Source organism: Gemmatirosa kalamazoonensis (genome assembly GCF_000522985.1).
Classification (GTDB): domain Bacteria; phylum Gemmatimonadota; class Gemmatimonadetes; order Gemmatimonadales; family Gemmatimonadaceae; genus Gemmatirosa; species Gemmatirosa kalamazoonensis.
Genome location: NZ_CP007128.1, coordinates 2,367,584 through 2,391,951, shown reverse-complemented (window position 1 = coordinate 2,391,951; position 24,368 = coordinate 2,367,584). Strand labels below are relative to the sequence as shown.

Annotated in this window: 27 protein-coding genes and 2 pseudogenes; 9 read left to right on the top strand and 20 right to left on the bottom strand. The window is 72.6% G+C overall.

The genetic code is table 11. The features are described from left to right. Nucleotides 1-3: 3 nt before the first annotated feature. The 4 genes from J421_RS10355 to J421_RS10340 all read right to left on the bottom strand — a co-directional run bounded on the left by J421_RS10355 (nt 4) and on the right by J421_RS10340 (nt 3,488). The gene (locus J421_RS10355) at nt 4-480 is read right to left on the bottom strand and encodes a hypothetical protein (protein WP_148306249.1); all 477 of its coding nucleotides are present in this window, start codon (nt 478-480) and stop codon (nt 4-6) included. After that, nucleotides 477-950 (bottom strand): hypothetical protein, encoded by a 474-nt coding sequence (locus J421_RS10350; RefSeq protein ID WP_025411108.1) that lies wholly within the window; start codon nt 948-950, stop codon nt 477-479. The genes J421_RS10355 and J421_RS10350 overlap by 4 nt, the downstream gene beginning before the upstream one ends. Before the next feature lie 37 nt (nt 951-987). Next, a complete protein-coding gene (locus J421_RS10345) occupies nt 988-2,316 on the bottom strand; it encodes a hypothetical protein (RefSeq protein WP_148306248.1) in 1,329 nt (442 codons plus the stop codon). 281 nt (nt 2,317-2,597) lie between these two features. Next, on the bottom strand, nt 2,598-3,488 hold the full coding sequence (locus J421_RS10340; RefSeq protein ID WP_148306247.1) for an ABC transporter permease: 891 nt from the start codon (nt 3,486-3,488) through the stop codon (nt 2,598-2,600). Between the two features lie 50 nt (nt 3,489-3,538). On the opposite strand from J421_RS10340, the gene J421_RS10335 reads away from it, so the two are divergent. Together J421_RS10335 and J421_RS10330 are read left to right on the top strand one after the other, a co-directional pair. Further along, nucleotides 3,539-4,516, top strand: a complete 978-nt coding sequence (locus J421_RS10335) for an ABC transporter ATP-binding protein (RefSeq protein WP_025411105.1) — start codon at nt 3,539-3,541, stop codon at nt 4,514-4,516. Next, nucleotides 4,509-5,885 (top strand): ABC transporter permease, encoded by a 1,377-nt coding sequence (locus J421_RS10330; protein WP_025411104.1) that lies wholly within the window; start codon nt 4,509-4,511, stop codon nt 5,883-5,885. Before J421_RS10335 ends, J421_RS10330 begins: the two co-directional genes overlap by 8 nt. Before the next feature lie 94 nt (nt 5,886-5,979). Here J421_RS10330 and J421_RS10325 read toward each other — a convergent pair whose 3' ends face one another. The 7 genes and pseudogenes from J421_RS10325 to J421_RS10295 all read right to left on the bottom strand — a co-directional run bounded on the left by J421_RS10325 (nt 5,980) and on the right by J421_RS10295 (nt 10,701). Beyond that, on the bottom strand, nt 5,980-6,489 hold the full coding sequence (locus J421_RS10325; protein WP_104022477.1) for a DUF3618 domain-containing protein: 510 nt from the start codon (nt 6,487-6,489) through the stop codon (nt 5,980-5,982). Continuing rightward, entirely contained in the window at nt 6,465-6,872 is a 408-nt protein-coding gene (locus J421_RS10320; RefSeq protein ID WP_025411102.1) for a phage holin family protein, read from the bottom strand. The genes J421_RS10325 and J421_RS10320 overlap by 25 nt, the downstream gene beginning before the upstream one ends. 46 nt (nt 6,873-6,918) lie before the next feature. Beyond that, nucleotides 6,919-7,557, bottom strand: a complete 639-nt coding sequence (locus J421_RS10315) for a hypothetical protein (protein ID WP_025411101.1) — start codon at nt 7,555-7,557, stop codon at nt 6,919-6,921. Nucleotides 7,558-7,813: 256 nt separating this feature from the next. Next, nucleotides 7,814-8,224: pseudogene (locus J421_RS10310) on the bottom strand (BrxA/BrxB family bacilliredoxin); the annotation flags it as partial. A gap of 37 nt (nt 8,225-8,261) precedes the next feature. Further along, nucleotides 8,262-8,657 (bottom strand): co-chaperone GroES, encoded by a 396-nt coding sequence (locus J421_RS10305; protein ID WP_104022475.1) that lies wholly within the window; start codon nt 8,655-8,657, stop codon nt 8,262-8,264. Between the two features lie 59 nt (nt 8,658-8,716). Next, a complete protein-coding gene (locus J421_RS10300) occupies nt 8,717-10,192 on the bottom strand; it encodes a M24 family metallopeptidase (protein WP_236646297.1) in 1,476 nt (491 codons plus the stop codon). Further along, the gene (locus J421_RS10295) at nt 10,189-10,701 is read right to left on the bottom strand and encodes a hypothetical protein (protein WP_148306246.1); all 513 of its coding nucleotides are present in this window, start codon (nt 10,699-10,701) and stop codon (nt 10,189-10,191) included. The genes J421_RS10300 and J421_RS10295 overlap by 4 nt, the downstream gene beginning before the upstream one ends. 174 nt (nt 10,702-10,875) lie before the next feature. On the opposite strand from J421_RS10295, the gene J421_RS10290 reads away from it, so the two are divergent. Then, the gene (locus J421_RS10290) at nt 10,876-11,142 is read left to right on the top strand and encodes a hypothetical protein (RefSeq protein WP_025411097.1); all 267 of its coding nucleotides are present in this window, start codon (nt 10,876-10,878) and stop codon (nt 11,140-11,142) included. Between the two features lie 63 nt (nt 11,143-11,205). On the opposite strand, the gene lepB is transcribed toward J421_RS10290, so the two are convergent. The 5 genes from lepB to J421_RS32065 form a co-directional block, all read right to left on the bottom strand. Then, nucleotides 11,206-12,027, bottom strand: a complete 822-nt coding sequence (gene lepB, locus J421_RS10285; RefSeq protein WP_025411096.1) for a signal peptidase I — start codon at nt 12,025-12,027, stop codon at nt 11,206-11,208. Nucleotides 12,028-12,202: 175 nt separating this feature from the next. Next, on the bottom strand, nt 12,203-12,715 hold the full coding sequence (locus tag J421_RS10280; RefSeq protein ID WP_025411095.1) for an SWIB/MDM2 domain-containing protein: 513 nt from the start codon (nt 12,713-12,715) through the stop codon (nt 12,203-12,205). Nucleotides 12,716-12,863: 148 nt separating this feature from the next. Then, complete coding sequence (locus J421_RS10275; RefSeq protein ID WP_025411094.1) at nt 12,864-13,763, bottom strand: deoxyribonuclease IV; 900 nt, start codon at nt 13,761-13,763, stop codon at nt 12,864-12,866. Between the two features lie 16 nt (nt 13,764-13,779). Next, nucleotides 13,780-14,445, bottom strand: a complete 666-nt coding sequence (locus tag J421_RS10270; RefSeq protein WP_025411093.1) for a response regulator — start codon at nt 14,443-14,445, stop codon at nt 13,780-13,782. 11 nt (nt 14,446-14,456) lie between these two features. Further along, nucleotides 14,457-15,356: a sialidase family protein gene (locus J421_RS32065; protein ID WP_025411092.1), complete on the bottom strand. Its 900-nt coding sequence runs from the start codon at nt 15,354-15,356 to the stop codon at nt 14,457-14,459. Nucleotides 15,357-15,542: 186 nt separating this feature from the next. Here J421_RS32065 and pruA point away from each other — a divergent pair. Then, nucleotides 15,543-17,176, top strand: a pseudogene (pruA, locus tag J421_RS10255) (L-glutamate gamma-semialdehyde dehydrogenase). A 33-nt stretch (nt 17,177-17,209) separates the two neighbouring features. Here pruA and J421_RS10250 read toward each other — a convergent pair. After that, nucleotides 17,210-17,560 (bottom strand): hypothetical protein, encoded by a 351-nt coding sequence (locus tag J421_RS10250; protein ID WP_025411091.1) that lies wholly within the window; start codon nt 17,558-17,560, stop codon nt 17,210-17,212. Nucleotides 17,561-17,609: 49 nt separating this feature from the next. On the opposite strand from J421_RS10250, the gene J421_RS10245 reads away from it, so the two are divergent. Beyond that, a complete protein-coding gene (locus J421_RS10245) occupies nt 17,610-18,521 on the top strand; it encodes a PhzF family phenazine biosynthesis protein (RefSeq protein ID WP_025411090.1) in 912 nt (303 codons plus the stop codon). Nucleotides 18,522-18,605: 84 nt separating this feature from the next. Here J421_RS10245 and J421_RS10240 read toward each other — a convergent pair whose 3' ends face one another. Beyond that, nucleotides 18,606-19,157 (bottom strand): PaaI family thioesterase, encoded by a 552-nt coding sequence (locus J421_RS10240; protein ID WP_025411089.1) that lies wholly within the window; start codon nt 19,155-19,157, stop codon nt 18,606-18,608. Next, nucleotides 19,147-20,253 carry a M20/M25/M40 family metallo-hydrolase gene (locus tag J421_RS10235; RefSeq protein ID WP_025411088.1) on the bottom strand — a complete coding sequence of 369 codons (1,107 nt, stop codon included), beginning with the start codon at nt 20,251-20,253 and terminating at the stop codon, nt 19,147-19,149. Before J421_RS10235 ends, J421_RS10240 begins: the two co-directional genes overlap by 11 nt. A gap of 57 nt (nt 20,254-20,310) precedes the next feature. Between J421_RS10235 and J421_RS10230 the strand changes: the two genes are divergently transcribed. Genes J421_RS10230 through J421_RS10220 form a run of 3 tightly spaced genes read left to right on the top strand, consistent with a single transcriptional unit; the run spans nt 20,311 to nt 22,688 of the window. Beyond that, the gene (locus J421_RS10230; RefSeq protein WP_025411087.1) at nt 20,311-21,642 is read left to right on the top strand and encodes a M20/M25/M40 family metallo-hydrolase; all 1,332 of its coding nucleotides are present in this window, start codon (nt 20,311-20,313) and stop codon (nt 21,640-21,642) included. Nucleotides 21,643-21,667: 25 nt separating this feature from the next. Beyond that, nucleotides 21,668-22,303, top strand: a complete 636-nt coding sequence (locus tag J421_RS10225; protein WP_025411086.1) for a LysE family translocator — start codon at nt 21,668-21,670, stop codon at nt 22,301-22,303. A 46-nt stretch (nt 22,304-22,349) separates the two neighbouring features. Next, the gene (locus J421_RS10220; RefSeq protein ID WP_148306245.1) at nt 22,350-22,688 is read left to right on the top strand and encodes a hypothetical protein; all 339 of its coding nucleotides are present in this window, start codon (nt 22,350-22,352) and stop codon (nt 22,686-22,688) included. Between the two features lie 27 nt (nt 22,689-22,715). Here the strand turns inward: J421_RS10220 and J421_RS10215 are convergent, their stop codons facing one another. Next, complete coding sequence (locus J421_RS10215; protein WP_025411084.1) at nt 22,716-23,414, bottom strand: energy transducer TonB; 699 nt, start codon at nt 23,412-23,414, stop codon at nt 22,716-22,718. Nucleotides 23,415-23,545: 131 nt separating this feature from the next. On the opposite strand from J421_RS10215, the gene J421_RS10210 reads away from it, so the two are divergent. Next, nucleotides 23,546-24,367 carry an SDR family NAD(P)-dependent oxidoreductase gene (locus tag J421_RS10210; RefSeq protein WP_025411083.1) on the top strand — a complete coding sequence of 274 codons (822 nt, stop codon included), beginning with the start codon at nt 23,546-23,548 and terminating at the stop codon, nt 24,365-24,367. Nucleotide 24,368: the final 1 nt, after the last annotated feature.

The window sequence follows — 24,368 nt, the reverse complement described above, 5'->3', positions numbered from 1 at the left end:
CGCCTAACGGCGGTCGCCGCGTTTCAGGAACCGGCCGAACACCGCGCCCGCCCACAGCGCGATCGGCACGCTGATCGTCAGCCCCGACGCGAGCCCCCACCAGAACGCCTCGCGCCCGAACACGTCGAGCGCGAAGCCGCCGACGTGCAGAAAGGCCTGGTGGATCCCCATCACGCACCCGAACGGAACGCCGAACGCCACGAGGCCGTTCTCCAGCGGCGGGCGGTCGCTCCCCGGCGCCGGACCGTAGCGGCGCCAGGCCAGCAGGCCGGCCCACAACAGCGCGGCCATCACGGCGCCCACCTGCGCCACACGCCACCACGTCGCCGCTGCACCCGGGTCCGGGGGCGCGGCACCGCCCGGGCTCCGGAGCACGCCCCACATGCCCAGCGCGGCGCCCCACGCGACCGCCGCCGCGGCCGCGATCCAGGGCCACACGCGCTCGAGCGGGCGAGCGGTCGAGGAATGTGGTGAGCTCATGCGGAGCGAAGGATGTCCGGCGGCAGCGCGCGAAGCCAGCCCGCGCTGAGCACGCCCCACAGCCCGACGAGGATCGCCTCCGCCGCGTCGTGCCGCAGCGAGGTCGGGCGGCGCGCGCCCGACCATTCGATCACGCGACGCGCGAGCTGCGCGGCCGTGCGCTTCGCCTCGACGCCCGAGCGCTGCTCGCGCGGCAGCAGGAACAGCGCGCGCCACTCCTCGGCGCTCACCTGCTGCATCGTGATCCCGCGCGCCTCCGCCTCCGCGCGCCAGATGCGCTCCAGCGACCCGCCGCCCTCCACCACGAGGCGCGTCGTGTCCGCCTCCGCGGCGAGCAGCGCCGGCACCGCGCGCCGCAGCCGCGCGGCGGAGCCGTAGTTCTGCGACCGGTACCACCGCAGCCTGCCGTCGTCGCCGAACGCGGCGAGCCCGGTACGGACGCCGAGGTCGACGGCGAGGAGCGCGGACATGCCGCCCGGCTCCTCGCGCGTCGCGTGCCGTCGGGCGCTAGGGGTTCAGGCTCCAGATCGTCGCGTCGCGGGCCACCCACAGGTCGGGCTTCAGCTTGGTCGCCGGATCGTTCTCCGCGCGGAAGTCGACACGCGCGGTGCCGGGCGGCACCGGCGTCCAGTAGCTGTGGAAGCGCCCCTTCACGTCGAGCTCCTCGTCCTGGAGCTTCGCCTTCTGCCAGCTCGCGAGCGGAACGCCGAACTCGTTGAAGGCGCGCACCTCGAACTTGGACCCGTAGCCCGCGAAGCGCAGGTTCGCGTCCCACGGCGCAGCGCGATTGAAGTTGACCGTCGCGGTCGTCGTGCCGTCCACGTAGCGGCGGTCGCCGTTGATGATCGAGAACTGGCGCGCGGGCGCGATGCCGATGTTGTCCCAGTGCCAGGTGTTAGGCGCGCCGTCCGAGCTCGGGTGGAACGAGTGGTGTCCGATCTGCAGCACGCCGAGCAGCTGCGGACCCATGTTCGGCACCGAGATCGGCGTGTCGTACCACCACAGGTTGTAGCGCGGCATGCCGAATCGGAGCCGACCGTTGCCGATCGTCAGCTCGAACGTGTCGCGGCGGGTGGGGCTCGTGGGCCAGAATGCCCCCGGGTCCGCAGGCTTCGGAATCGCCGCGCGGAACGCATCCTCGTAGGTCTGCACGCTCGTCGGCGCGATCCGGTACGGCCGGTAATTGTAGATGACGCTCGCCTCGAACCGCGAGACGTTCACGTCGCCGGACGTCATGCGCAGGTGAAAGCCGTCGCGCGGGTAGCCCTGCGCGTCCGGCAGGCTGTCGTCGAGCGGCACGACCAGGTTCTCGCCGTACGGCGTGATCCAGAGATCGATCCAGTCGCGACCCGAGCTGCGCAGCGTCGCGACGTCGAACCGCACGACGACGTTGCCGCTGGAGAAGTCGATCAATCGGTCGGGCGTGAGATACGTGACCGCGTAGGAGTCCTGTGTCGCCGTCCCCGCGTTCGTCGCCGTCATCATGTGGTTGCGGCACAGGAACGGCGCCTGGTCGTAGCCCCCGACGGGGTGCGAGGCCGGGGGCGCGTTGCAGGTGGCGCCGTCGTGCCACGCCGTCATCGTCTCCGGTGCGTTCCAGGAGCTGCGGTCGCGGGTCTGCTTCACGATCGCCCAGTTCGCGAGCGAGTTCGGCGCCGCCGTCTCCGAGCTGATCGACGTCGCCGGCGCGATGTTGAACGCGATGAGGCTCATCGTGAGCTCGTCCGTCGGAAGCCAGTACTTCGGCGGGACGGTCCACGTGAGCGGGTCCGGATTGTTGACGTTGAACGTCTCGACCCACGCGTTCGGCAGGTCCTCGATCCGGGTGAACGTCACGGCGGCGGCCGTGACGTCGCGCGATGGTGCGCGCGCCGCGATCCTCGGCGCCTCGGGAGAGCTCGGCGCATCCGTGCACGCGGACAGAAGGGCGAGAACGGCGGCCGTGACGGCGGGCGTCGACCTGGGCAGGCGCATGGGGGACCTCTGACGCTTGGCGCGACGGGATCGCACGGTGGCACCTGAGGGGTGGCACCGCCGGGCGACGAAAGGGGCGCCCCATGTTGCACGTGCGCCACAGTTCCCGAAAGAGCGCCGTCCGGGTCGTCGCGGAAGTGACGCTATCGAATCGCCACAGCGTCCCAGCCACGGCGCGGCGTGCGGAGCGCCCGCAGCGCGGCCAGCGGCACGAGCGACACGAGCAGCAGCGCGGCAGCGACCGGCAGCGCCTCGCGCAGGCCGAAGCCGGTGAGCCGCTCGTAGCTCAACACGCTCACCACCTTCGGGTTGTAGGCGAGCACCACCACGGCGCCGAACTCGCTCACCGCGCGCGCCCAGGTCACCACCGCGCCGGCGAGCAGCCCCCGGCGCGCCAGCGGCAGCGTGACGCGCCGGAACGCGCCCCACGCGTCCTCGCCGAGCGTGCGCGCCACGAGCTCCAGGCTCGGGTCGATGCGGGCGAAGCTCTCGCGCGCCGCGCTCACGAACAGCGGCGCGCTCACGAACAGCATCGCGCACACGGTGCCTACCGGCGTGCCGACGACCTGCAGCCCCGCCTCGGCCAGCCGCGCGCCGACCGCGCTCGTGCGCCCGAACGCGAGCAGGAGCGCGATCCCCGCGACCGGGTGCGGCAGCACGAGCGGCAGGTCGAGCAGCAGCTCCACGACGTGACGCCCGCGGAACGCGCGGTGCGCGAGCAGCCACGCGAGCGGGATCCCCGTCAGCGCGGCGACCAGCGTGGCCGTCGTCGCGGTGACCGCGGTGCGGGCGATCGCGTCACGCAGCTCCGCGTCTGTGACGAGCAGCCGCGCCCCCGCGGCCCCATCGACGCCGACGACGCCGGCGACGGGCACGATGAGAAAGAGCAGCAACAGCCCGGCGAGCGCGCCGCCCGCCGCGCCGGCGACGACCGCGCGGCGCGGAGTGTTCCGTACGATTTCCTTACCAGCTCCCACCCGGTTCGGCGACACGCCGCGCGTATCGAGGTCGTAGTTCGGTCGTATATTCGGCATCCCTTCCTTCGGGCGAACGGTTGCCCTTCTCGCCCCCTCACCGCCGTGAAATGACTGATCTGGCGATCGACGTCAGGCACGTCGTCAAGCGCTACGCGGAGCACACCGCCGTGCGCGACCTCTCGCTGTCGGTCCCGCGCGGCGTCGTCTACGGGCTGCTCGGCCCGAACGGCGCCGGCAAGACGACGACGATCCGCATGCTCCTCAACATCATCGCCCCCGACGAGGGGTCGATCCAGATCCTGGGTCGGCCGAACGGCGACGCGGAGGTGATGAACAAGCTCGGCTACCTGCCGGAGGAGCGCGGTCTGTATCCGAAGATGCAGGTGCGCCGCGTGCTGCGTTTCCTCGCCGAGTTGAAGGGGGTGAAGGCGAAGGACGCCGATCACCGCATCGACGAATGGCTCGAGCGGCTCGCGCTGCGCACGCCGGAGAAGGACTGGAGCCAGTCGAAGGTGAACGAGCTGTCGCGCGGCATGCAGCAGAAGGTGCAGTTCATCGGCACCCTGCTGCACGACCCCGACCTCGTGATCCTCGACGAGCCGTTCAGCGGCCTCGATCCCATCAACGCGCAGGCGTTGAAGGACACCGTCGTGGAGCTGCGCCGCCGCGGCAAGACGGTGATCTTCTCGACGCACCTGATGGACAACGCCGAGCGGCTGTGTGACGCGGTGTGCATCATCGCCCGCGGCGAGAAGGTGCTCGACGGCGGCGTGACGGAGGTGAAGGCCGCGCACGGCGGGCGGCACGTCGCGTTGGGCCTCGACCGCGCGTCCATGAACGGCGCGAGCGCCGACGTGGCCGCGGTCCTCGCCGACCGCACGCTCGTTCGCCGCTCCGACGATCAGAACCGCTTCGTCGAGATCGAGCTCGCCGAGGGGGCGAGCCCGCAGACGCTGCTGCAGCGGCTCGTGGCGAGCGGCGCGGCGATCACCCGGTTCGAGCTCGTGCAGCCGTCGCTGCACCAGATCTTCCTGCAGAAGGTCGGCGCCACGGGCGTCGAGGAGGGGATGTCCGGCCATGGTTGACAGCTACGCGAAGCTCTGGGCGGTGATCAAGCGCGAGTACGTGGAGCGCGTGCGCACCAAGTGGTTCATCATCTCGACGCTGCTCATCCCGCTGCTGCTCACGGCGACGGGTGTGCTGCCGGTGTGGCTCGCGGTGAAGACGACCGCGTCGAACAACGTGAGCCGCATCGCGATCATCGACGCCACGGGCACGGACCTCGGCCAGCGCGTCGCGCGCGTGCTCGCCGGCGACTCGGCCCGCGCGTCGAGCGGCGGCGCGGCGAACGGCGGCGCTCCCGAAGTGCGCGCGACGGCGCCCGCCGAGATCGCGCAGGCGGAGTCGCGCGCCACGCGCGAGGTGATGCAGAAGCGCATCCCCGGCTATCTCGTGCTCGACGCGGCGACGGTGCGCGGCGACTCCGCGCGCTACGCCGGGCGCAACGCGTCGAGCGTGCCCGACCTCGAGCGGCTGCGCACCGCCGTTAGGCAGAGCGTCGTCGCCCAGCGGCTCGAGACCGCCGGCCTGCAGGGCAGCCGCGTCGACTCGCTGACGTCGGTGAAGCTGCAGCTCCCCGCCGAGCGCATCGACGACAAGGGCAAGGGCGGCGGCGGCGGCATGAAGAGCTACATCGTGGGGCTCGTGATCGCGTTCGTCCTGTACATGTCGCTCGCGATCTACGGCCAGATGGTGCTGCGCGGCGTGATGGAGGAGAAGACGACGCGCGTCGCCGAGGTCGTGGTGTCGAGCGTGAAGCCGGAGACGCTGATGGCGGGCAAGGTGCTCGGCATCGCGGGCGTCGGGTTCACGCAGCAGGCGCTGTGGATCGGCGGCACGATCTACCTGTTCGGCTTCCTGCAGCCGTGGATCGCGAAGATGGGCCGGGGCGCCGCGACGGCGGCCGCCGCGAGCGCGAGCCCGGGCGCCGCGGCCGCGCAGCAGACCGCCGGCCTGCCGCTCCCCGACTTCTCGGTCGGGACGATCGCCGCGATCGCCGCGTTCTTCCTGTTAGGCTTCCTGCTCTTCTCGTCGCTCTACGCGGCGGCCGGCGCGACGGTGAGCTCGGAGCAGGACGCGCAGCAGGCAGCGACGCCGATCGCGTTCCTGCTCGTGCCGTCGGTCATCATGGTGCAGCCGATCGCGCTGAACCCGGCGAGCGGCATGGCGCAGGTGTTCTCGTGGATCCCGTTCACGGCGCCGGTCATCATGCCGCTGCGCATGACGATGATCCAGGTGCCGTGGTGGGAGGTCGTCGGCTCGATCGCGGTCACGCTCGTGACCGTGGCGATCGTCATCTGGCTCGCCGCGCGCATCTACCGCGTCGGCCTGCTGATGTACGGCAAGCGCCCGACGGTGCCGGAGCTCGTGCGCTGGATTCGACAGGCAGCCTGACGGACGAGGGCAGGAGGGCAGGAGCGCAGGAGGGCAGGAGAACCGTTAGGCTCTCCTGCCCTCCTGCGCTCCTGCCCTCGTGCCCTGGCGTCCTTCAGTCCGCGCGCCCGACCGATGCGCCCTGCGGCGCCCAGCTCGAGCCGTCGGCGCCGACGGAGGAGACGCTCGACGGGTGCGTGTCGGTGTCGGCGAGCGCCGGCACGGACTCGCGCGACGTGCCGTAGCTCGCGAAGCCGGAGCGCTGGCCGTTGCCGTCCTTCGGCACGCCGAGCGCCTGCTTCACCTCGCCGAGCATGCCGTCCACGTGTCCCTGCAGCGCGTCGCCGACGGCGTGCATCAGGTTCGACACGATGTCGTCGAGCGCCGTGCCGAGCTTCGAGCTCGCGCCCTTCGTCGCGACCGCCGTCGCCGCCGCGGCCTTCACGTCGGCCTTCGAGCCGCTGAGCAGCAGCCCGGCGCCGAACGCGAGGCCTAACGCCGGCCACGGGTGTTCCTTCACCATCTCTCCGAGGTTCAGCTTGCGCTCGAGCTGCGCGAGCGTCGACGACATCCGCTCCCGCGTCAGCTCGATGTCGCGCCTCACGTCCGCTGTCGTCTCAGCCATTCCACGTCCTCCTTGAGCGTCTCCACCGTCTGATTCGGAACCAGTTGCGCCGGCGACAGGCGTTGCTTCCCGCGCCAGGCGTAGAATGCGGCGACGCCGCCGGCGATCAGCGTCACGATCAGCGCGGCGAGCCAGTAGTCGTCGTGCAGCCACTGGTCGCCGATGAGCAGGATCACCCCGGCGAGCAGCGACAGCGCGCCGAGGAGCCCGAGCACGCCGCCCGCCGCGACCGACGCCGTGCCGACGCCGATCCCGCGCACGAGCTCCATCGCCTCGATGCGCGCGAGCCGCACCTCGTGGCGCACGAGCTCCCCGCTCCCTTCGGCCAGATCCCTGAGCAGCGTCCCGATGCCGGGCGCTCCATCTCGTCGGTCGTCGGCCATCTCCCCCTCCCTGCGGTTCGCGGGTGTCGTACCCGGTGGCGACGCCTCAGCGGCGGATCGCCTTGCCGAGCAGATAGCCGACGCCGAGCGCGATGAGCAGCGTGCGCGCCGGGTTCGTGCGCACCTGCTCCTCGAGCGTCTCCTTCAGGTCGCCGTTGCGCAGGAAGTCGGCGGTCCGCTCCATGGCGTCGGCCGCGGGGCCGGCGAGCCGCTGGATCTGGTCGTTGCTCATGAGGCCCGACGCCGTGCCGCCGTTCGCGCCCGCCGCGGCGAACTGCTGCCCGCCGCCCTGCGCCTGCTGGCGGAGGGAGCTGGCGCCCGCCTCGAGCTTGTCGGCGAGCGTCGCCTTGAGCTGCGTCGCCTTCTCCTTCGCCTGGCCGAGCCGCTCGCCGGCCATCTCGCGCGCGTTGTTCAGCGCGTTCGTCGCCGTGCTGCGCGCCTGGTCGACGCGGTCCGCGACGCCCGTCGCCGCGCCGGAGCCACCCGAGTTGAGCCCCGAGTTCAGGCCCGTGTTCACGTCGCTCGACGTGCCCGCGAAGCCGCTCGACTCACCGTAGCCGCCGAGGTCCGAGCCGCCGCTGGCGAGGCTGTCGTTCGTGCCGAGATCGCTGGAGCCGCTGCCGGTGCCGAGGTTGCTCGCGCCCGTGCCAGACGTGCCCAGGTTGTCCGTGGGATTGCGTTCCATGACTGCGTCCTCGTTGTGAGCCGCCGAAAAGTTGGATCGGAGCAGTCGCAGGAATTGCAGACGATGTGCCGGACAGCGAGGGCAGGAGGGCGAGAGGGCACGAGAGCAAGAGGGGCGCTGTGACCGAAGTCTCAGCGCCCCTCTCTTGCCCTCCTGCCCTCCTGCCCTCCTGCCCTGGTCACACGATCGGCAGGCCGCCTCGGTGCGTCGCGGCGCCGCTGCCGGCGACCGGCGGCTCGGGCGTCTCCGCGCCACCGCAGTGGCGCTCGAACGCGGCGACGAGGTCCTGCGCGATCGCCTGCGCGGGGCGCCCCTCGATCTGCCACCGCTCGATCATGTGCACGAGCTGGCCGTCCTTCAGCAGCGCGATCGACGGCGACGACGGCGGATAGCCGACAAAGTACGAGCGCGCGCGCTCCGTTGCGGCGACGTCCTGGCCCGCGAACACGGTCGTGAGCTGGTCCGGCTTCACCTCGTGCTGCAGCGCCATCGCGACCGCCGGACGCGCCGCGCGCGCACCGCAGCCGCACACGGAGTTCACGACGACGAGCGTCGTGCCCTGAGCGTCGCGGAGCGCGGCATCCACCGCCTCCGGCGTGCGCAGTTCCGTGACGCCGAGCCGGGTGAGCTCCTGACGCATGGGGGCGACGAGCATTTCGGGATACATGTCCTGCCTCGATTCGCTGGGGTGTGCGGAGTCGCGGTCAGTCGAACCGCGGCTCGTCGTCGGCGTCGGTATCGCGCACGAGGGCGAGGATCGCCGCCTGCGGCACGACGAGATAGCGCTCCGCCTCGAACGTGATCTCCACGGCGGCCTTGCGGAAAAACAGCGCGAAGTCGCCCGCGCGGGCCTGCATCGGCACGTAGCGCGTCTCGCGCGACCCGCTGCCGATCCGCCACGGCTCGTCCGACGCGTCGCCCGACAGGTCGGGCATCGGCAGACCGGGGCCGGTGGCGACGATGCGCCCGCCTTGCACGGCCTGGTTGTCGACCGCGGTCGGCGGGAGATAGAGGCCGACCTTCGTGCGCTCGTCGCCGTCCTCGGGCTGGATCAGCACGCGATCCCCGACGACGAGCAGCTGCTTGTTGTTGCGGAGCATGGGGGAAATATAACGGCGCTGAGAGATTTGCGGATGCGCCGTCGTTCGGTGGCGCGGCGCTAGCGCACGAGGTGGAACGCTGTCTGGCGGCGATACGCCCAGCGACCGATCCCGTCGGCGCCGATCACGAGGTCCTCCTCCTGCGCCGAGCGCACGGGCTGGCCATCCCACTCCGGCACCGGCGTCGTGGCCTGCAGCTCGATCGAGTACCACGAGCGCGGGATGACGCGCGCGTCCCCGCGGCCAGGCACCCCGTCCTGGTAGTCCCACAGCCCGATGAGCGGCCCCGCGCCGTGGCCGTGCATGCCGATGGGGTGCGTGTAGATCGTGCCGTCGATCCCCGCCGAGCGCATGCGCGCCTGCGCCGCACGTAGGATCTCGTTCCCGGTTCGCCCGGGACGCAGCTCCGCGACGAGGATGTCCTGCAGTCGGTTCGAGACGCCGAGCGCCGCGCGCAGCCCCGCCGGCGGCTCCGTCTCGCCGTCGCGCAGCACGTAGCCCATGTGCTGCGTGTCCGTGTTGAGCCGCAGCGCGGTGATGCCGAAGTCGCAGTGCAGCACGTCGCCGCGCTCGATCACCGGATCGTCGCCGAGCCGCTCGGCCGTCCAGCCGCGGCGCTGCACCTCCACCGACGGGTGGAACCAGGTGCCTAACCCGAGGTCGTTCACGCGCTGCCGCATCCACCACACGACGTCGCTCGTGCGCGTCGTCCCCGGCGTGACGACGCGGTTCGAGAACGCCTCGCCGACGATGTCCCACACGAGGCGGTTCATCTCGCGGAACAGCGCGTCCTCCTCCGCCGAGCGCGTCGCGATGAGGTCGAGCGGGAGCCCGTCGACGTGCACGAAGCGCGACGTCCACGCGGTGCCGAGGGCGGCATGCATCCCTTCGAGCTCTCCGGCGGAGAGACCGTCGGCGAACGCGAACGTGCGCGACACGTCCACCGCGATGCGGCGCGGGCGCCGCGTCTCGAGCGCGCGCTTCAGCACCTGCCACTGCTCGTCGCCCCACAGCTCCGCGGTCGGCGCGCGTGCGCCGCTCCCCGCCGCGACGGTGAGCCCGGGCGCGGTCGGCACCGCCTTCGTCGCACGCACGGCCTCGTACACGCCGCCCTGCGACGTGCCGCCGAACGCGAGCCGCTCCACGCGGCACGTGTCGCACGGCGCGAAGAACGCGTAGATCGTGCGCCGGCGCGCGGCGAACGTCTCCGGCGACACGAGCGACGAGAACACCGGGTCCTCGTTGTACTCGCGCATCGGCACTACCCACGCGTCGACGTCGTACTTGCGGAGCAGCGCGGGGAGCACGGCGCGCATGCGCTCGGCGAGCCATCGCTGCTGCGCGGCGGCCTGCTCGCGCAGCGTTCCGAACGGGTGGGTCGGCGTCGCGGTGAGTCCCAGCTCGGCGAGCGACCGGCCGGCGGGCTGCGTGTCGGCCGGCACGGCGTCCTGCGCCCGGGCCGCGGGTGCGGCGGTCGCGAGTACCAGCGATGCGAGTGCGACGAACACCGGCGGTACGCGCGAGGGCCTCGTCACGGGATGGTGGGCGGGGAGTGGTGTGGAACGTGGCGCGGCAGCAGCCGCCGCACGAGCTGCACGATGACCGCGAGCACGAGCGCGAACAAGGCGAGCGACACCACGCGCCACTCGAGCGTCGTGAGCGCCATCGACGGCAGGTCGCTCCACGCGGCGCGCCCCGTGGTGCCCAACGGCTCGCGGTGCAGCGCCACGAGCACCGCGCTCACGATCATCTCCGCCGTCGTCTCCACCATCGCGAACGCGAGCACGCGCCACGGCCACCGGCGCACGGGAAAGTTCGCGAGATGCAGCGTGAGCATCCCGAGCAGCACGCTCGCGCCGAGCACGAACGCGATCGCCGTGGCCGCGGTGCTCGGCGAACGCGCGAGCGTGAGCGCGCGGAGCGCGCGCAGCAGCACCCCCGTGAGCGCCGCCATCTCGACGACGCGGAGCGACATCGTCCGCCACCCGGACAGCTCGAACGAGTGGAAGACGTGGGTCTCGCGCGGGAAGAACGACGGACTCACACCTGCCTCCATGCGGGGGGATGCGGCCTCACCTATGGGGTGTGACACGGCGGACCACGAGAGCGTTGGCCCGGGTCACCGGGCGGGCGCCTCGCCGCGCGGCCCGACCGCGGCGTGCATGTTGCCCGATCGTGCCGGCGACCGCCTCACTCGGGCCTCTACAGGAGCGACGACATGGCAGACGACACGCAACGCGGCCGCGGGGCCGGCACACCTCCCGGGCAGGACGAGCCCCGCGAGGAGGACCTCGGCCGCCGGAGCTTCGCCGGTGAGAACTTCGCCGCCGACCAGCGCCGTCAGGCGCGCGAGCGCGGCGCGGGACTGGGCGCCGGGAGCTCCGCGAACCGGAGCGACGATGGGGACGTCGACACGCGGAATCTGGAGCGCGACGGCAACGGCGACCCACTCGGCGGCATGACGCCGGAGGACGATCTCGACTAACGCGTGACGCGTGACACGTGACGCGCGCCCCGTTGGTGATGCGCGTCACGCGTCACGCGTCGCTCACTTGATGGTGTGCCCGATCCGTCCCCAGCGGATGTCGGTGAGGAACGGCAGCGCGCGGTCGCTGTCGTCGGCGTTGTACGAGTAGTACACGAACAGTGGCCGACCGCGGAGGTTCTCGCGCGGCACGACGCCCCAGTAGCGCGAGTCCTTCGAGTTGTAGCGGTTGTCGCCGAGCATGAAGTAGTGCTTCGGCGGCACGACGAGCGGGCCCCAGCTGTCGTGGGTCGGCTGCAGCGGCGCGGCACCGAAGCGTGAGCCGGTGAGCGCGTACTGCCGCTGCCACGCGAAGAGCTCGCTCACCTCGTTGGGATCCCCTTTCGGGTTCTGCGCCGCGAGGTAGCCCTGCGGCTGCGGGATGCCGTTGATGTAGAGCAGCCCCTCACGCATGTAGAGCGTGTCGCCGGGCGTGCCCCACAGCCGCTTCACGAGCGTCGGCGTCGCGTCGTTGCCGCGCGCGGCCTCGTCGGCCTGGTACGGCGAGACGAACACCACGACGTCGCCGCGCCGCGGGTCCGCATAGCCGGGGAGGTTCACGCTCGTGAACGGCACGTGCGGCCCGTACACCAGCTTGTTCACGAACAGCCAGTCGCCCACCAGCAGCGTGGGGATCATGCTCCCCGAGGGGATCCGGAACGCCTCGACGAGGAAGGCGCGGATCACGAGGAACACGAGCACCGTGCCGAGGAAGGCGCGCAGGCTCTCCCACCAGCTTCCCCCCTGGTTCGACCGCGACGATCGCTTCGCGGGGCGGGACGACGACTTCCCGCTGCGGGCGGCGGCGAGGAGGTTGGCTTCGGAGCGGGTGCGAGGAGCGGCCACGGCGTGGGTGGGGACGAGCGATGAGGAGGGGGTCCGTCGAAAGCTGGCGCGACGCGGGGGCTTCGCCAAGGGCGCCGCGGTCATACCCCATGTACGCGCCGAGGGGGTGCACCGTTTCCGGCGCACCCCCAGTCGTCGTGCGAGACGAGCGGTCGAGCAGGGTCGATCGGGTCGATCAGGCGGGCTTCATGTGCTTGTTCACGAGCGCCGTCATCTCGAACATCGAGACCTGGTTCTTGCCACCGAAGATGGGGCGGAGCTTGTCGTCGGCGTTGATCGCGCGGCGGTTCTGCTGGTCCTGCAGCCCGTTGCGCTTGATGTAATCCCAGATGCGCTTCGTGATCTCGCTGCGCGGGATCGGCTGATCGCCGACGATGGCCTGGAGCTGCGCGCTGGAGGTCATCGGAGCGGAGAGTGCCGGGTTGAGCGCGCGCTTCGTGCCGCCGCCCTTCTTCGCGGCGCCGGTGGCCTTCTTCGCGCCGCCCTTCGAGGCGGACTTCTTCGCCGCGCCACTCTTGGAAGCACCGCCCTTCTTGGCGGCGCCCGCCTTCTTCGCCGCACCACCCTTCGACGCGCCGCCCTTCTTCGCGGCGCCACCCTTCTTGGCGGTGGACTTCGACGCGGACTTCGCCGAGGACTTCTTCGCAGCTCCCTTCTTGGCGCCAGACGACTTCTTCGCAGTGGGCATCGCGTCTCCTGGTGAGGGATCGAGCGCGGTGAATGAATTAGGGGGCTTTCGCGCCCAAACCTAAGTAGGCACTGCGCAGACGCAATAGCTATGCACTCGGTAACGTTTTCTCTCGAGCGTAGAGGGGCGCGCCAGAGGAATGCGCCTCTCAGGCACCGGCGAGGCGCTCGAGCAGGCGGATCATGCGCACGTCGTTAGGATCCGGCGTCGCATCGTCGTCGGCCGGCGCCGCGTCCTGCGGCGTCTCGAGGATCAGCGGCACGCCGCGGCTGCGTGGGTCGCCGAGCAGCCACCCGAACGGCTCCTGTCCGATCGCACCGTCGCCGAGCAGCGTGTGGCGATCCTTGTTCGAGCCGAGCGCGCCCTCGCTGTCATTGAGGTGGAAGAAGCGCGGCGGCTCGCCGATCGCACGCTCGAACGTGTCGAGCACCGTGGTGAACGCCATCGGGTCGGCGGCGATGTCGTAGCCCGACGCGAACAGGTGGCACGTGTCCAACCCGTAGCCCGCGCGTGCGCGCGCCGCCCGCGGCAGCTCACCGAGGATCCCCGCGATCTCCTCCGCCGTGCGCGCGATCGTCGTGCCCGCCCCCGCGGTGTTCTCGACGAGCAGCCGCGTGTCGCCATCGACCGTCTCGATCGCGCGCGCCATCGCCGTCGCCACGCGCTTCACCGCCGCGTCGCGGTCGCCGTCGGTCGCCGCGCCGGGATGGAAGCACACCATCCCCAGCCCGAGCGCCGCCGACCGTTCCAGCTCCTTCGTGAGCCCCGCGCTCGCGCGCTCCCACTTCTCGGTGTCCGGCGTCGCGACGTTCAGCACGTACGCGGCGTGCGCCATGACGTGCTCCGGCGCGATGGACGTCTCCGCGAGCGCGTCGCGGAACCGCTCCACGCGCTCGGGGCGCACGCCGACCTTCTCGTTGTAGTACTTCGGGATCGCGGTGAAGAGCTGCAGCGCGCGCATGCCCGCGTTGCCGGCGCGGCGCGCGGCCATCGCGATGCCGCCGCTGTCGGGAGTGTGCGCGCCGAAGAGGTGCTTTGGGGTCGGCATTCGGGTGGGGTGCGGGTCAGCGGTCCGCGAAGTCGTCGGGGACGAACTCGGAGTCCTCGGGGTAGCGGAGCGCGGCGATGCGGCGCACGACGTCGGCGATGCGGTGCGCCTGCTCGACGATCACGCCGAGCAGCTCGCGCTCCTCCCCGGGCTCGTGCAGCCCCTGCTCGAGCAGCGAGGCATGGGCGAGCAGCGCGGCGAGCGGGTTGTTGATCTCGTGCTGCAGCCCCGCCGACACGGCGTCGCCGACGCCGAGCAGCCGCTCCGTGCGCTCCAGCGTCCCCTCGGCGCGGCGGCGCGCGAGCCGCTCGTCGACGCGCCGCGTGACGACGCGCGCGCGCGCCCGCGCCCGCCCCTCGAGCACCGGATCGCCGGGCGCGACGAGCAGGTAGTCGTCCGCGCCCGCATCGAGCAGGAGGGCGAGCCGCTCGTCGTCCACGTCGCGCGTGAGCGCGAGCACGAACGGCCCACCGTCGGGGAGCGCGCGGACGCGTCGACAGAGATCCACCATCGACACGTCGGGGTGCTCGTCGAACACGACGAGGTCCGGCGACTCGCGCGCGATCGCGTCGAGCACCGCGTCGACCCCGTCGACGATGCGCACCTCGCAGCCGACCGAGGCGAACGCGTCGCGCATCGTGTCGCGCTTCAGGGCGTCGGCGGCGGCGAGGAGGGCGCGCATGTGGCGCAACGCTATCGCACCCGGCCAACGCGCACCACCACCATGCCGCCGCGCGCCGCGGTCGGCGGCCCGGGCTCCTCGGCCCGTGCGACCGGCGCGTTGGGCACCATCCACCCCACGGCGACCTCGCGGCCGCGCAGCGCCACGGCGGGGCGCTCCGCCGTCTCCGCGTCGCTCGACACGACGAAGCGTTCGGCCCACGAGTGCCCGGCGGTGCGCGACAGCGCGAGCGACACGCACGGGCGCCCGCCGGTGTTCGGGTCCTCGTACGCGACGGCGACGAGATCGCCCGCCGACGCCACGCTCGCGCGCGTGACGTGATCGCCGTACACGATGACCTGCGGCCGCTCGAACGGCAGCGTGGGACCCATGCGGTGCGCGTAGAACACCCCCGTCCCCTCCGGCGCCTCGATCGCGTACGCGACGTGGACGTAGCCGTTCGCCGAGTCCACCGCGACCGACGGCGCGGGGCGCTCGCACCCCGCCGCGCCGACGTCCAACGTGTCGACGCGCGCCGGTGCGTCCCACGTCGCGCCGCCATCGCCGGAGCGGCTCGCGAGCAGCACCGCGGAGCCGTTGGGCCGCGCCGCCCACCATGCCGCCGCGCGCTCGCCGCCGCGACCCGCGGCCACGCGCACGGTCGTGACGCATCCGGTGCCGCCGCCGTTCAGCACCGCGCCGGGAATCGACGGCGGGGGTGCGGGCGGCGCGGTGTCGGCGACGCCGCGCGCGGTGCGACGCAGCATCGCGCGCAGCACGGAGTCGGCGCGAACGTCGGGCGTGACGGCTGCCGTGGAGTCGGCGGGGACGAGCGCGTGCTGCTCCGCGGCGTCGTTCCAGATGACGGGCTCGCGGTCGCAGGCGACCAGCGCGAGGACGAGTGGGACCGAGCGGACGACCAGCTTCGACATGCCGGAGAATAGCCGGGGCCGGGGCTCGGCGTGAACCGGCCGGCGCCGGTCGCCGGACGCTAGATTCCGAGGGTCAGCCTCCACCCGCCATCACCCGAGACCATGTCCGCGACTCTCGCTCCGCAGCACGCCGCTCAGGCCACGGCGACCAGCCAGCCGCAGCCCGTCCTCCATCACCACGGAGGGATGCCGGGCTTCGCGGGCACGCGCCAGGTGCCGCCGCCGGTGAACGAGCCGGTGCGCACGTATGCCCCCGACTCGCCGGAGCGTGCGGCGCTGAAGAAGCGTCTGGACGAGATGGCCGACGAGCGCGCCGACATCCCGCTCGTCGTCGGCGGCGAGGAGATCCGCACCGGCGACCTCGCGCAGGCCGTGATGCCGCACGACCACCGTCACGTGCTCGCCGACTACCACCGCGCGCGCGCCGAGGACGTGGAGCGCGCGATCCGCGCCGCGCGCGACGCCCGCCGCGAGTGGGGGAACTGGAGCTTCGAGGACCGCGCCGCGGTGTTCCTGCGCGCCGCCGAGCTGCTGTCGACGACGTGGCGGCAGACGCTGAACGCGGCGACGATGTTAGGCCAGTCGAAGACCGCGCACCAGGCGGAGATCGACGCCGCGTGCGAGCTGATCGACTTCCTGCGCTTCAACGTGCACTTCGCCCAGGAGCTGCTGGCCGAGCAGCCGAAGAGCGATCACACGATGTGGAACCAGCTCGACTACCGGCCGCTCGAAGGGTTCGTCTACGCGATCACGCCGTTCAACTTCACGGCCATCGCGGGGAACCTGCCGACGTCGCCGGCGCTCATGGGCAACACGGTGATCTGGAAGCCCGCCGCGACGGCGATGCTTTCGGCGCATTATGTCATGAAGCTCCTCACCGAGGCCGGCCTGCCGCCGGGCGTCATCAACTTCCTCCCCGGCGACCCGGTCACGATCTCCAACGCGCTGCTGTCGCACGAGGATCTCGCGGGCGTGCACTTCACGGGCAGCACGGCGGTGTTCAACAGCATGTGGGAGACGATCGGGCGCAACATGGGGCGCTACCGCGGCTATCCGCGCATCGTCGGCGAGACGGGCGGCAAGGACTTCATCCTCGCGCATCCGTCGGCGGATCCTGCGGCGCTGTCGGTCGGCATCGTGCGCGGCGGCTTCGAGTACCAGGGGCAGAAGTGCTCGGCAGCGAGCCGCGTGTACGTGCCGAAGTCGCTGTGGCCCGAGGTGAAGGAGCGGTGCGTCGAGATGATGAAGGCGATCAAGGTCGGCGACGTGCGCGACTTCCGGAACTTCATGGGCGCGGTGATCGACCGGAAGGCGTTCGACAAGATCAGCGGCTACCTCGCCGACGCGCGCGACAACGCGACGATCGTCCACGGCGGCACGGCGGACGACAAGACCGGCTACTTCGTGCACCCGACGCTCGTCGAGAGTCGGCATCCGGAGTACCGGCTGCTGTGCGAGGAGATCTTCGGTCCCGTCGTCACGGTGAGCGTGTACGACGACGCGAAGTGGGAGCAGACGCTCTCGCTCGTCGACCGCACGTCGCCGTACGCGCTCACCGGGGCGGTATTCGCGCGCGACCGTGCGGTCGTCACGCAGGCGATGTTCGTGCTGCGCAACGCGGCGGGGAACTTCTACGTGAACGACAAGCCGACGGGCGCGGTCGTTGGGCAGCAGCCGTTCGGCGGCGCGCGCGCGCGTCGGGGACGAACGACAAGGCGGGCTCGAAGCTCAATCTCGTGCGATGGGTGAGCCCGCGCGCGATCAAGGAGACGTTCGCGCCGCCGACGAGCTACGAGTACCCGTTCATGGGCGCGAAGTAAAAAAGCCGCCGGAATTCGACAGCGTCGCGGCGCTCAGTCGCGCATGCTCCGCCTCACGAGCCGCGTCTCGTGGGGCGGATTTCCGCTCAGGCGCACGCGCATCGTGCCGTCGCGCTGCAGCTCGCCGACGAGCGGCGGCGTGGCGAACGCCAGCGGGTCGTTCAGCGTCACGCTGTCGCCGCGGAACGTGGCCGGCAGCGTGAACGTTCGACCGCTCAGCCACACCTGCCCCTCGTCGCCGTTCGCGCCGTGTCGCAGCTCGAGCGAGACGGGCGGCAGCGCGTCGTCGAGCTTGTCCCACCGGCCATAGAACGAGCCGGGGCCGGTGGGCGCGCGGCAGCCGGCGAGCCCCAACAGCGCACAGAGCAGGAAGCGTCGGGTCATACCCGTGTGTACCCCGACAGCCGCCCAACGCGTCACCCGGTTCATCCCAATGCGCACCTACCAGTTCGCCACCGCCGACGTCTTCACCGACCGCCAGTTCGGCGGCAACCCGCTCGCCGTGGTGCTCGACGCGCGCGGCCTGTCGAGCGACGAGATGCTCGCCATCACGCGCGAGTTCAACTACTCGGAGACGACGTTCGTGCTCCCCGCCGAACGCGGCGGCGCGTGCCGCGTGCGCATCTTCACGCCCGGCGGCGAGGTGCCGTTCGCCGGCCACCCGACGGTCGGCACGGCGCACGTGCTCGTCGCGCTCGGCCGCGTGCGTGCGGAAGGCGCCGAGCCGACCGTGGTGCTCGAGGAGAACGTCGGCGACGTGCCGGTGCGGGTGCGGCGCCACGAGGGCGCGGCGGAGCCGTCGTTCGCGCAGCTCTCCGTCGCGCAGCTCCCCGAGGAGCGCGACGCGCCCGACGTCGACGCGCTCGCCGCATTGCTCAACCTCGACGCGTCCGACTTCGTCGGCGGCGACTGGGCGCCGCGCGCGGCGAGCTGCGGGCTCCCGTTCGTCATCGCGCCGCTCCGCACGCGGGACGCCGTCTCACGCGCGCGGGTGAACGTGGACGCGCTCGAGCGCGCGCTGCCCGCCGGCTCGTGGACGCGCGAGATCATGGTCGTCGCGATGGCGGGCGAGCGCGCCGACGCGCGCGCGCGCGTGTTCGTCCCCATGCTGAACGTCCCGGAGGATCCCGCGACCGGCTCGGCGAACGCGGCGCTCGCCGGCTACCTCGCGAAGCGCACGCCGCGGCTCGACGGCACGCTGCGCTGGGTCGTCGAGCAGGGCGTGGAGATGGGTCGCCCCAGTCGCCTCGAGCTGGAGGCCGACAAGCGCGCCGGCGAGATCACCGGCGTGCGCGTCGGCGGCGCGTCGGTGCTCGTGAGCACGGGCGAGATGCGGCTGCACTGAAGAGGGCAGGAGGGCAGGAGGGCAGGAGGGCAGGAGCCATCACCTCTCGTGCCCTCCTGCCCTCCTGCCCTCCTGCCCTCTCCGTTAGGCGCCGCCGCCCGCGAACGTGTGCCGCGGGCCGAGCAGCACGAACAGCGCGCTCCCCTCGGCGAAGACCGTCCCGTCGTCGCCCACGAGGCGCGCGGTCGCGCGCGCCTTGCCGGTCCCCTCGGCGGGGCCCACCGTCGTCTCCGCGGTCACCGTCGTGCCCAACGGGATCGGCCGGCGGAAGTCGGTCTCCAGGTGTGCGGCGACGGCGGCGCGGTGGGCGAGCCACACGGCGAGCCCCATCGCCTCGTCCAGCACCGCGGCCATGCTCCCGCCGTGCGCGTGCCCCGGCGGCCCCTCGGCGCGCGCGCCGAACCACGCCCGCGCCGCGAGCGCCGCCGGCTCGGCCGCGGTGACGACGCATGCCTCGTCGGGCGACATCGCGCGCCACGCGTAGCGCACGCGGATCCCCTGCCCCGTGGGGTCGCCGGCGACGAACGAGCGCTCGGCGTAGTGGGCGATGATCGCGCCCACGGGATGCGTGGCGAGCGGACGCCAGCCCGCCGGCGCGGCGAGCGCGTCGCCCGGCTCGCGGACCTCAGCCTCCACGACAGCGGCTCCGCTGCCCCGCCGCGGGCGGCACCGGGCGGGCGTTAGGCTTCCACGCCGGCGTCGGGCCGTCGGCGAGCAGCCGCACCGCGCGCGCGCCGCTCTCGATCACGCGCGCCATGTGCTCGTAGTCCAGCCGGTCCGCCTCGTCGCTCGGCTGGTGGTAGTCCGTGTGCAGGTTGAACGTCGACAGCGTGTGCGCGGGGATGCCCAGGTACGCGAACGCGATGTTGTCGCTGCGCTCGAAGAAGCACTGCGTGGGCCGCGGATCGGCGACGATGGGGATGCCGTTCTCGCGCAGCCGGTCGCCCATCGTCGACCGCTCGAAGCCGGTGAGCCACGCGCGCCCCGCGCCGCCGGCGAGCGAGTCGGGGCGGCCGATCATCTCGATCTCGAGGTTCGCGACCGTCTTCTCGAGCGGCCTAACGGGATGCGCGATGTACCACCGCGTGCCGACGAGTCCCGTCTCCTCGCCCGTCGTCGCGAGGAACACGACGGTGCGCTTCGGGCGCGGCCCCGCGGCGAGCGCGCGCGCGATCATGATCACCGCCGTCGTCCCGGATGCGTCGTCGTCGGCGCCGTTGAAGACCGTGTCGCGTTGCGTCGGCGTCGACGGAACGACGCCGAGGTGGTCGTAGTGCGCGTCGACGAGTACCACCTCGTCGCGCAGCGTGGCGTCGCTGCCCGGCAGCACGCCGACGACGTTGCCGCCGTACAGCCGACGGTCCACGGGCACGGTGTCGAGCGCCCCGGCGTCCGGCACGCCGGTCGCGCGCAGCCGCCCGGTCGGCGTGCGTCCACCGTCCTTCATCGGCACGCGCTGGAAGTAGCCGCTGTCGCCCGCCGGCTGGAGGCCCGCGCGCGCGAACTCCGCGGCGATGTAGCGCGCCGCCTTCATCGAGCCCGGTCGTCCCGTGTTCCGCCCTTCCATGGAGTCATCGGCGAGCGCGAACTCCACGACGCGCACGTCGGCCGCGCGTATCGTCGCGTCGGCGCCGGCCGCGCCGGTCGCGGCGGGCCGCGCGCCACCGGACGCGCAGGCGGCGGCCGCGGTGAGCGCGACGCAGAGTGGCACGAGCGGACGACGACGACGCATGCGGCGATGCTCCGGGCGAGGGTGGCGCGGAATCTAGCACCCGCCCAACATCCACGGATGCGACCTTCTCCGATCACCATCGCGAGCGCCGCGCTGGCGCTCCTCCTCGCCCGCCCCGCGCATGCGCAGGGCGCCGCCCTCTCGTCCGCCGAACGTGCGCTGCGCGCCGCCGTGCGCGCCGACACCGCCGACCAGATCGCGTTTCTCGCGAAGGCGACCGACATCCAGAGTGCGACGATGAACTTCGACGGCGTGCGGCGCGTCGGCGCGCTGTTCCGCGCCGCGCTCGACTCGCTCGGCTTCACGACGCGCTGGATCGACATGAGCGAGACGAAGCGTGCCGGCCACCTCGTCGCGGAGCACAAGGGCAAGCCGGGCGCCGCGCGCATCCTGCTCATCGGCCACCTCGACACCGTCGTCGAGGGCGACAGCCTGCACTGGTCGCGCGCGGACACCGTCGGCCGCGGGGCCGGCGTCGGCGACATGAAGGGGGGCGACGTCATCCTGCTCTACGCGCTGAAGGCGATGAAGCGCGCCGGCACGCTGAAGGACGCGAACGTCACCGTCGTGATGACCGGCGACGAGGAGAGCGCGGGCAGCCCGCTGGCGATCTCGCGGCGCGATCTCATCGACGCGGCGAAGCGCAGCGACGTCGCGCTCGCGTTCGAGGGGGGCAACGAGCGCTACGCGACGGTCGCGCGGCGCGGCGCGAGCACGTGGATGCTCACGGTGCACGGCCGCCAGTCGCACTCGGCGGGCATCTTCGGGCAGGGCGCGGGCTACGGCGCGGTGTTCGAGGCGGCGCGCATCCTCGACGCGTTCCGCCGCGAGCTCGCGGGCGAGCAGTATCTCACGTTCAACCCGGCGCTCATCGTCGGCGGCACCGACGTCACCATCGACACGATGCACGTGAGCGGCACCGCGGGCACGAAGACGAACATCGTCGCGCCGAACGTCACCGTGATCGGCGACCTGCGTTTCCTCACCGAGGAGCAGAAGGCGAAGGCGCGCGAGCGCATGAAGGCGATCGCGACGACGGACAACCTCCCCGGCACGTCGGCGGAGTTCGTGTACGAGGACGAGTATCCGGCGCAGGCGCCGAGCGCGGGCAACCAGCGGCTGCTCGCGGCGTACGACAGCGCGAGCCGCGCGTTGGGCTACGGCGCGGTGGAGGCGCTCGACCCCGGCCGCCGCGGCGCCGGCGACGCATCGTTCGTCGCGCCGGTCGTGGACGCGATGGACGGACTCGGCGCGTTAGGCAACGGCGCGCACACGCCGCGCGAGACGGTGTCGATCCCGTGGCTCGCGATCCAGACCGAGCGCGCGGCGCTGCTCATCCAGCGGCTGTCGCGGCAGATGCCCGTGCGGAAGGAGACGGCGACGTTCTGACCCCAGCTCGCACCGAGCGCCACGCATGTTCGATCTCCACACGCTCGCCTTGTTCATGACCGCCGGCCTGGCGTTGAACCTCACGCCGGGCCCGGACATGCTCTACGTCGCCGCACGCAGCACGAGCGAGGGGCGGCGCGCGGGAATCGTCTCGGCGCTCGGCATCGGCGCGGGCACGTTCGTGCACATCGCGGCGCTCGCGCTCGGGCTCTCGGCGCTGCTCGCCGCCGTGCCGCCGCTCTACGACGCGGTGCGGCTGGCCGGCGCGGCGTACCTCGCGTGGCTCGGCATCCGCGCCCTGCTCCGCCCCGCGCCGACGGACGCGGAGGACGAGCCCCCACCGCCCGCCTCGCTCGGCGCGATCTTCCGGCAGGGCGTCGTGACGAACGTGCTGAACCCGAAGGTGGCGCTGTTCTTCCTCGCGTTCCTGCCGCAGTTCGTCGACCCCGCGCGCGGCAGCGCGGCGGCGCAGATCGTGGCGCTCGGGTTGCTGTTCGACACCTCGGGGACGATCGTGAACGTGCTCGTGGCGCTCGCCGCGAGCCGTGCCGGTGGGGCGCTGCGACGGGGTCGCGCGGCGCGCGTGCTGCACCGCGTCACCGGCGGCGTGTTCCTGCTGCTCGGCGCGCGGCTTGCGCTGGAGACCCGCCGCGTGCGCTGACATCCGCTCGCCGTTCGCGCGCCGCACCCAACTCGCTCACGTGCCCGTGCAACCGCCCGCCTCGAAATCCGAGTTGCTCACGCGCGCCCGCCAGGCGGCGCGCATCTCGCTCGGCCGCGCGACGTTCGTGCGCGATGCCCGCGTGCTGCCGATCGGCGTGCCGATCGCGCTCGGCGTCGCCGCCCTGGTCTACTCGCGCGCGGTGGAAGAGCGACGCGACTGGCGCGGCTGGCGCCGAGCGTGGCGCCCGCGTCGGCGCGATCGAGGGGACGCGTTCGCGATGGCCGCCGCGGCGCTCGTCGGCACGGTGGCGCTGGCGTACGTCGGCGCGCGTGTGGAGTGGGAGATGCGCCGCCGCACCTACCGCGAGCAGCAGGACTGGTAGCGCGGCAGGCGACGCGCGTCGGCCGGGCTACGGACGCGGTACGCGCGGCGACTCGGGCTCCGGCAGGCGGATGCGGAACGTGAACTCCTGACGCACCATCTGCGCGACCGCGCGGCCCGAGAGCTCCGCGGGATGGAATCGCATGAGCGGCAGCGCCACGCGCACCGCCTCGGCGAACCCCGGATGCGTCGCGGAGATGATGCGGAACGTCGTGGTGTCCGCGTAGCCGGTCGAGTCCACGACCCACTCCGCGCGCACGGCGCCCTCCACCTGCTGCGCCTCCAGGTCCGGCGGGTACGCCGGCGCGGCGCTCAGCGGGTCGCGCTCCACCACGCGGTCGAGCTCCGCGGCGACGAACACCGGGCTCCCCGCGTGCGCCACGCTGTCGAACACCACCGGCACGATGGGCGACGGCGACGGCAGCTCGGCGGGCCGCAGCGCCCGGCGACCGCGCTGCGCGGCCATCCATCCCGCGGCGGCACGGGGGCGCACGCCCAGGTCGCCGCTCTGGTAGCGGACACGCGCGTCGGACGGCATGCGCGGCGCCGACGGCAGCGTGGGGAGCAGGTACACGACCTCGCGCTCCACGCGCTCGGACTGCTGGTGCGCCGGCATGGAGCCGGCCACGACGGAGGCGACGAGCGCAGCGTGTGCGCCCGTGCTCCAGAACGTGGATCCGGGATGCCACATCCGGTGGCGCCCGGTCTCGATGAGATGGAAGAGCACGTGGACTCCGCTCTCTCGATTGCGCGAGCCTACGACGCAGCGATCGACTGCACAAGTAGCGCCGCGGCACTTCCGCCCGCGCGTCCCGCGACGAGCTTGTGGACGGCTCGACCGACCCTCCTCTTCCCCCGATGCCCGACCTCACCGACCGCGTCGCACTCGTCACGGGTGCCGGACGTGGGCTCGGACGCGCGATGGCGCTGCATCTCGCCGCGGCCGGCGCGCGCGTCGCCGTGCTCGCCCGCTCCGCCGACGACGTGGGTGAGACCGCGTCGCTCGTCGAGCGCGCGGGCGGGCGCGCGCTTCCCTGCGTGGCCGACGTCACCGACGCCGCGGCGATCGAGCGCGCGTTCGCCGACGCGGAGCGCGCGCTCGGTCCGCTCGACGTCGTGGTGAACAACGCGGGACACGGCGGTATTCCAGGTCCCGTGTGGGCGTGCGATCCGGACGACTGGTGGCGCACGCAGGAGGTGAACGTGCGCGGCGCGCTGCTCGGCCTGCGGGCCGCGCTGTCGCGCATGGTGCCGCGCGGCCGCGGGCGCGTGGTGAACGTGTCGAGCCGCGCCGGCAACGCGGCGATCCCGTTCGCGTCGGCGTACGTCACGAGCAAGACCGCGCTCACCCGCCTAACGGAAGTCGCGGCGGCCGAGGCCCGGCCGTACGGCGTGTTCGTGTTCGCCATCGAGCCGGGGACCGTGCGCACGGCGATGACCGAGGAGCTGATGTCGTCCGACGCCGGACGCGCGTGGCTGCCGTGGTACCGCGCCACGTTCGACGAGGGGCGCGACGCGTCGCCGGACGATGCCGCGCGGCTCGTCGTGCGCCTCGCCGCGGGCGACGCCGACCCGCTCGCGGGCCGGCTCGTGAGCCGCGCCGACGACCTCGATGCGCTCGTCGCCGACGCGGAGCGCATCGCGCGCGAGGAGCGGCTCGTGCTGCGGCTGGCGCGCTGAC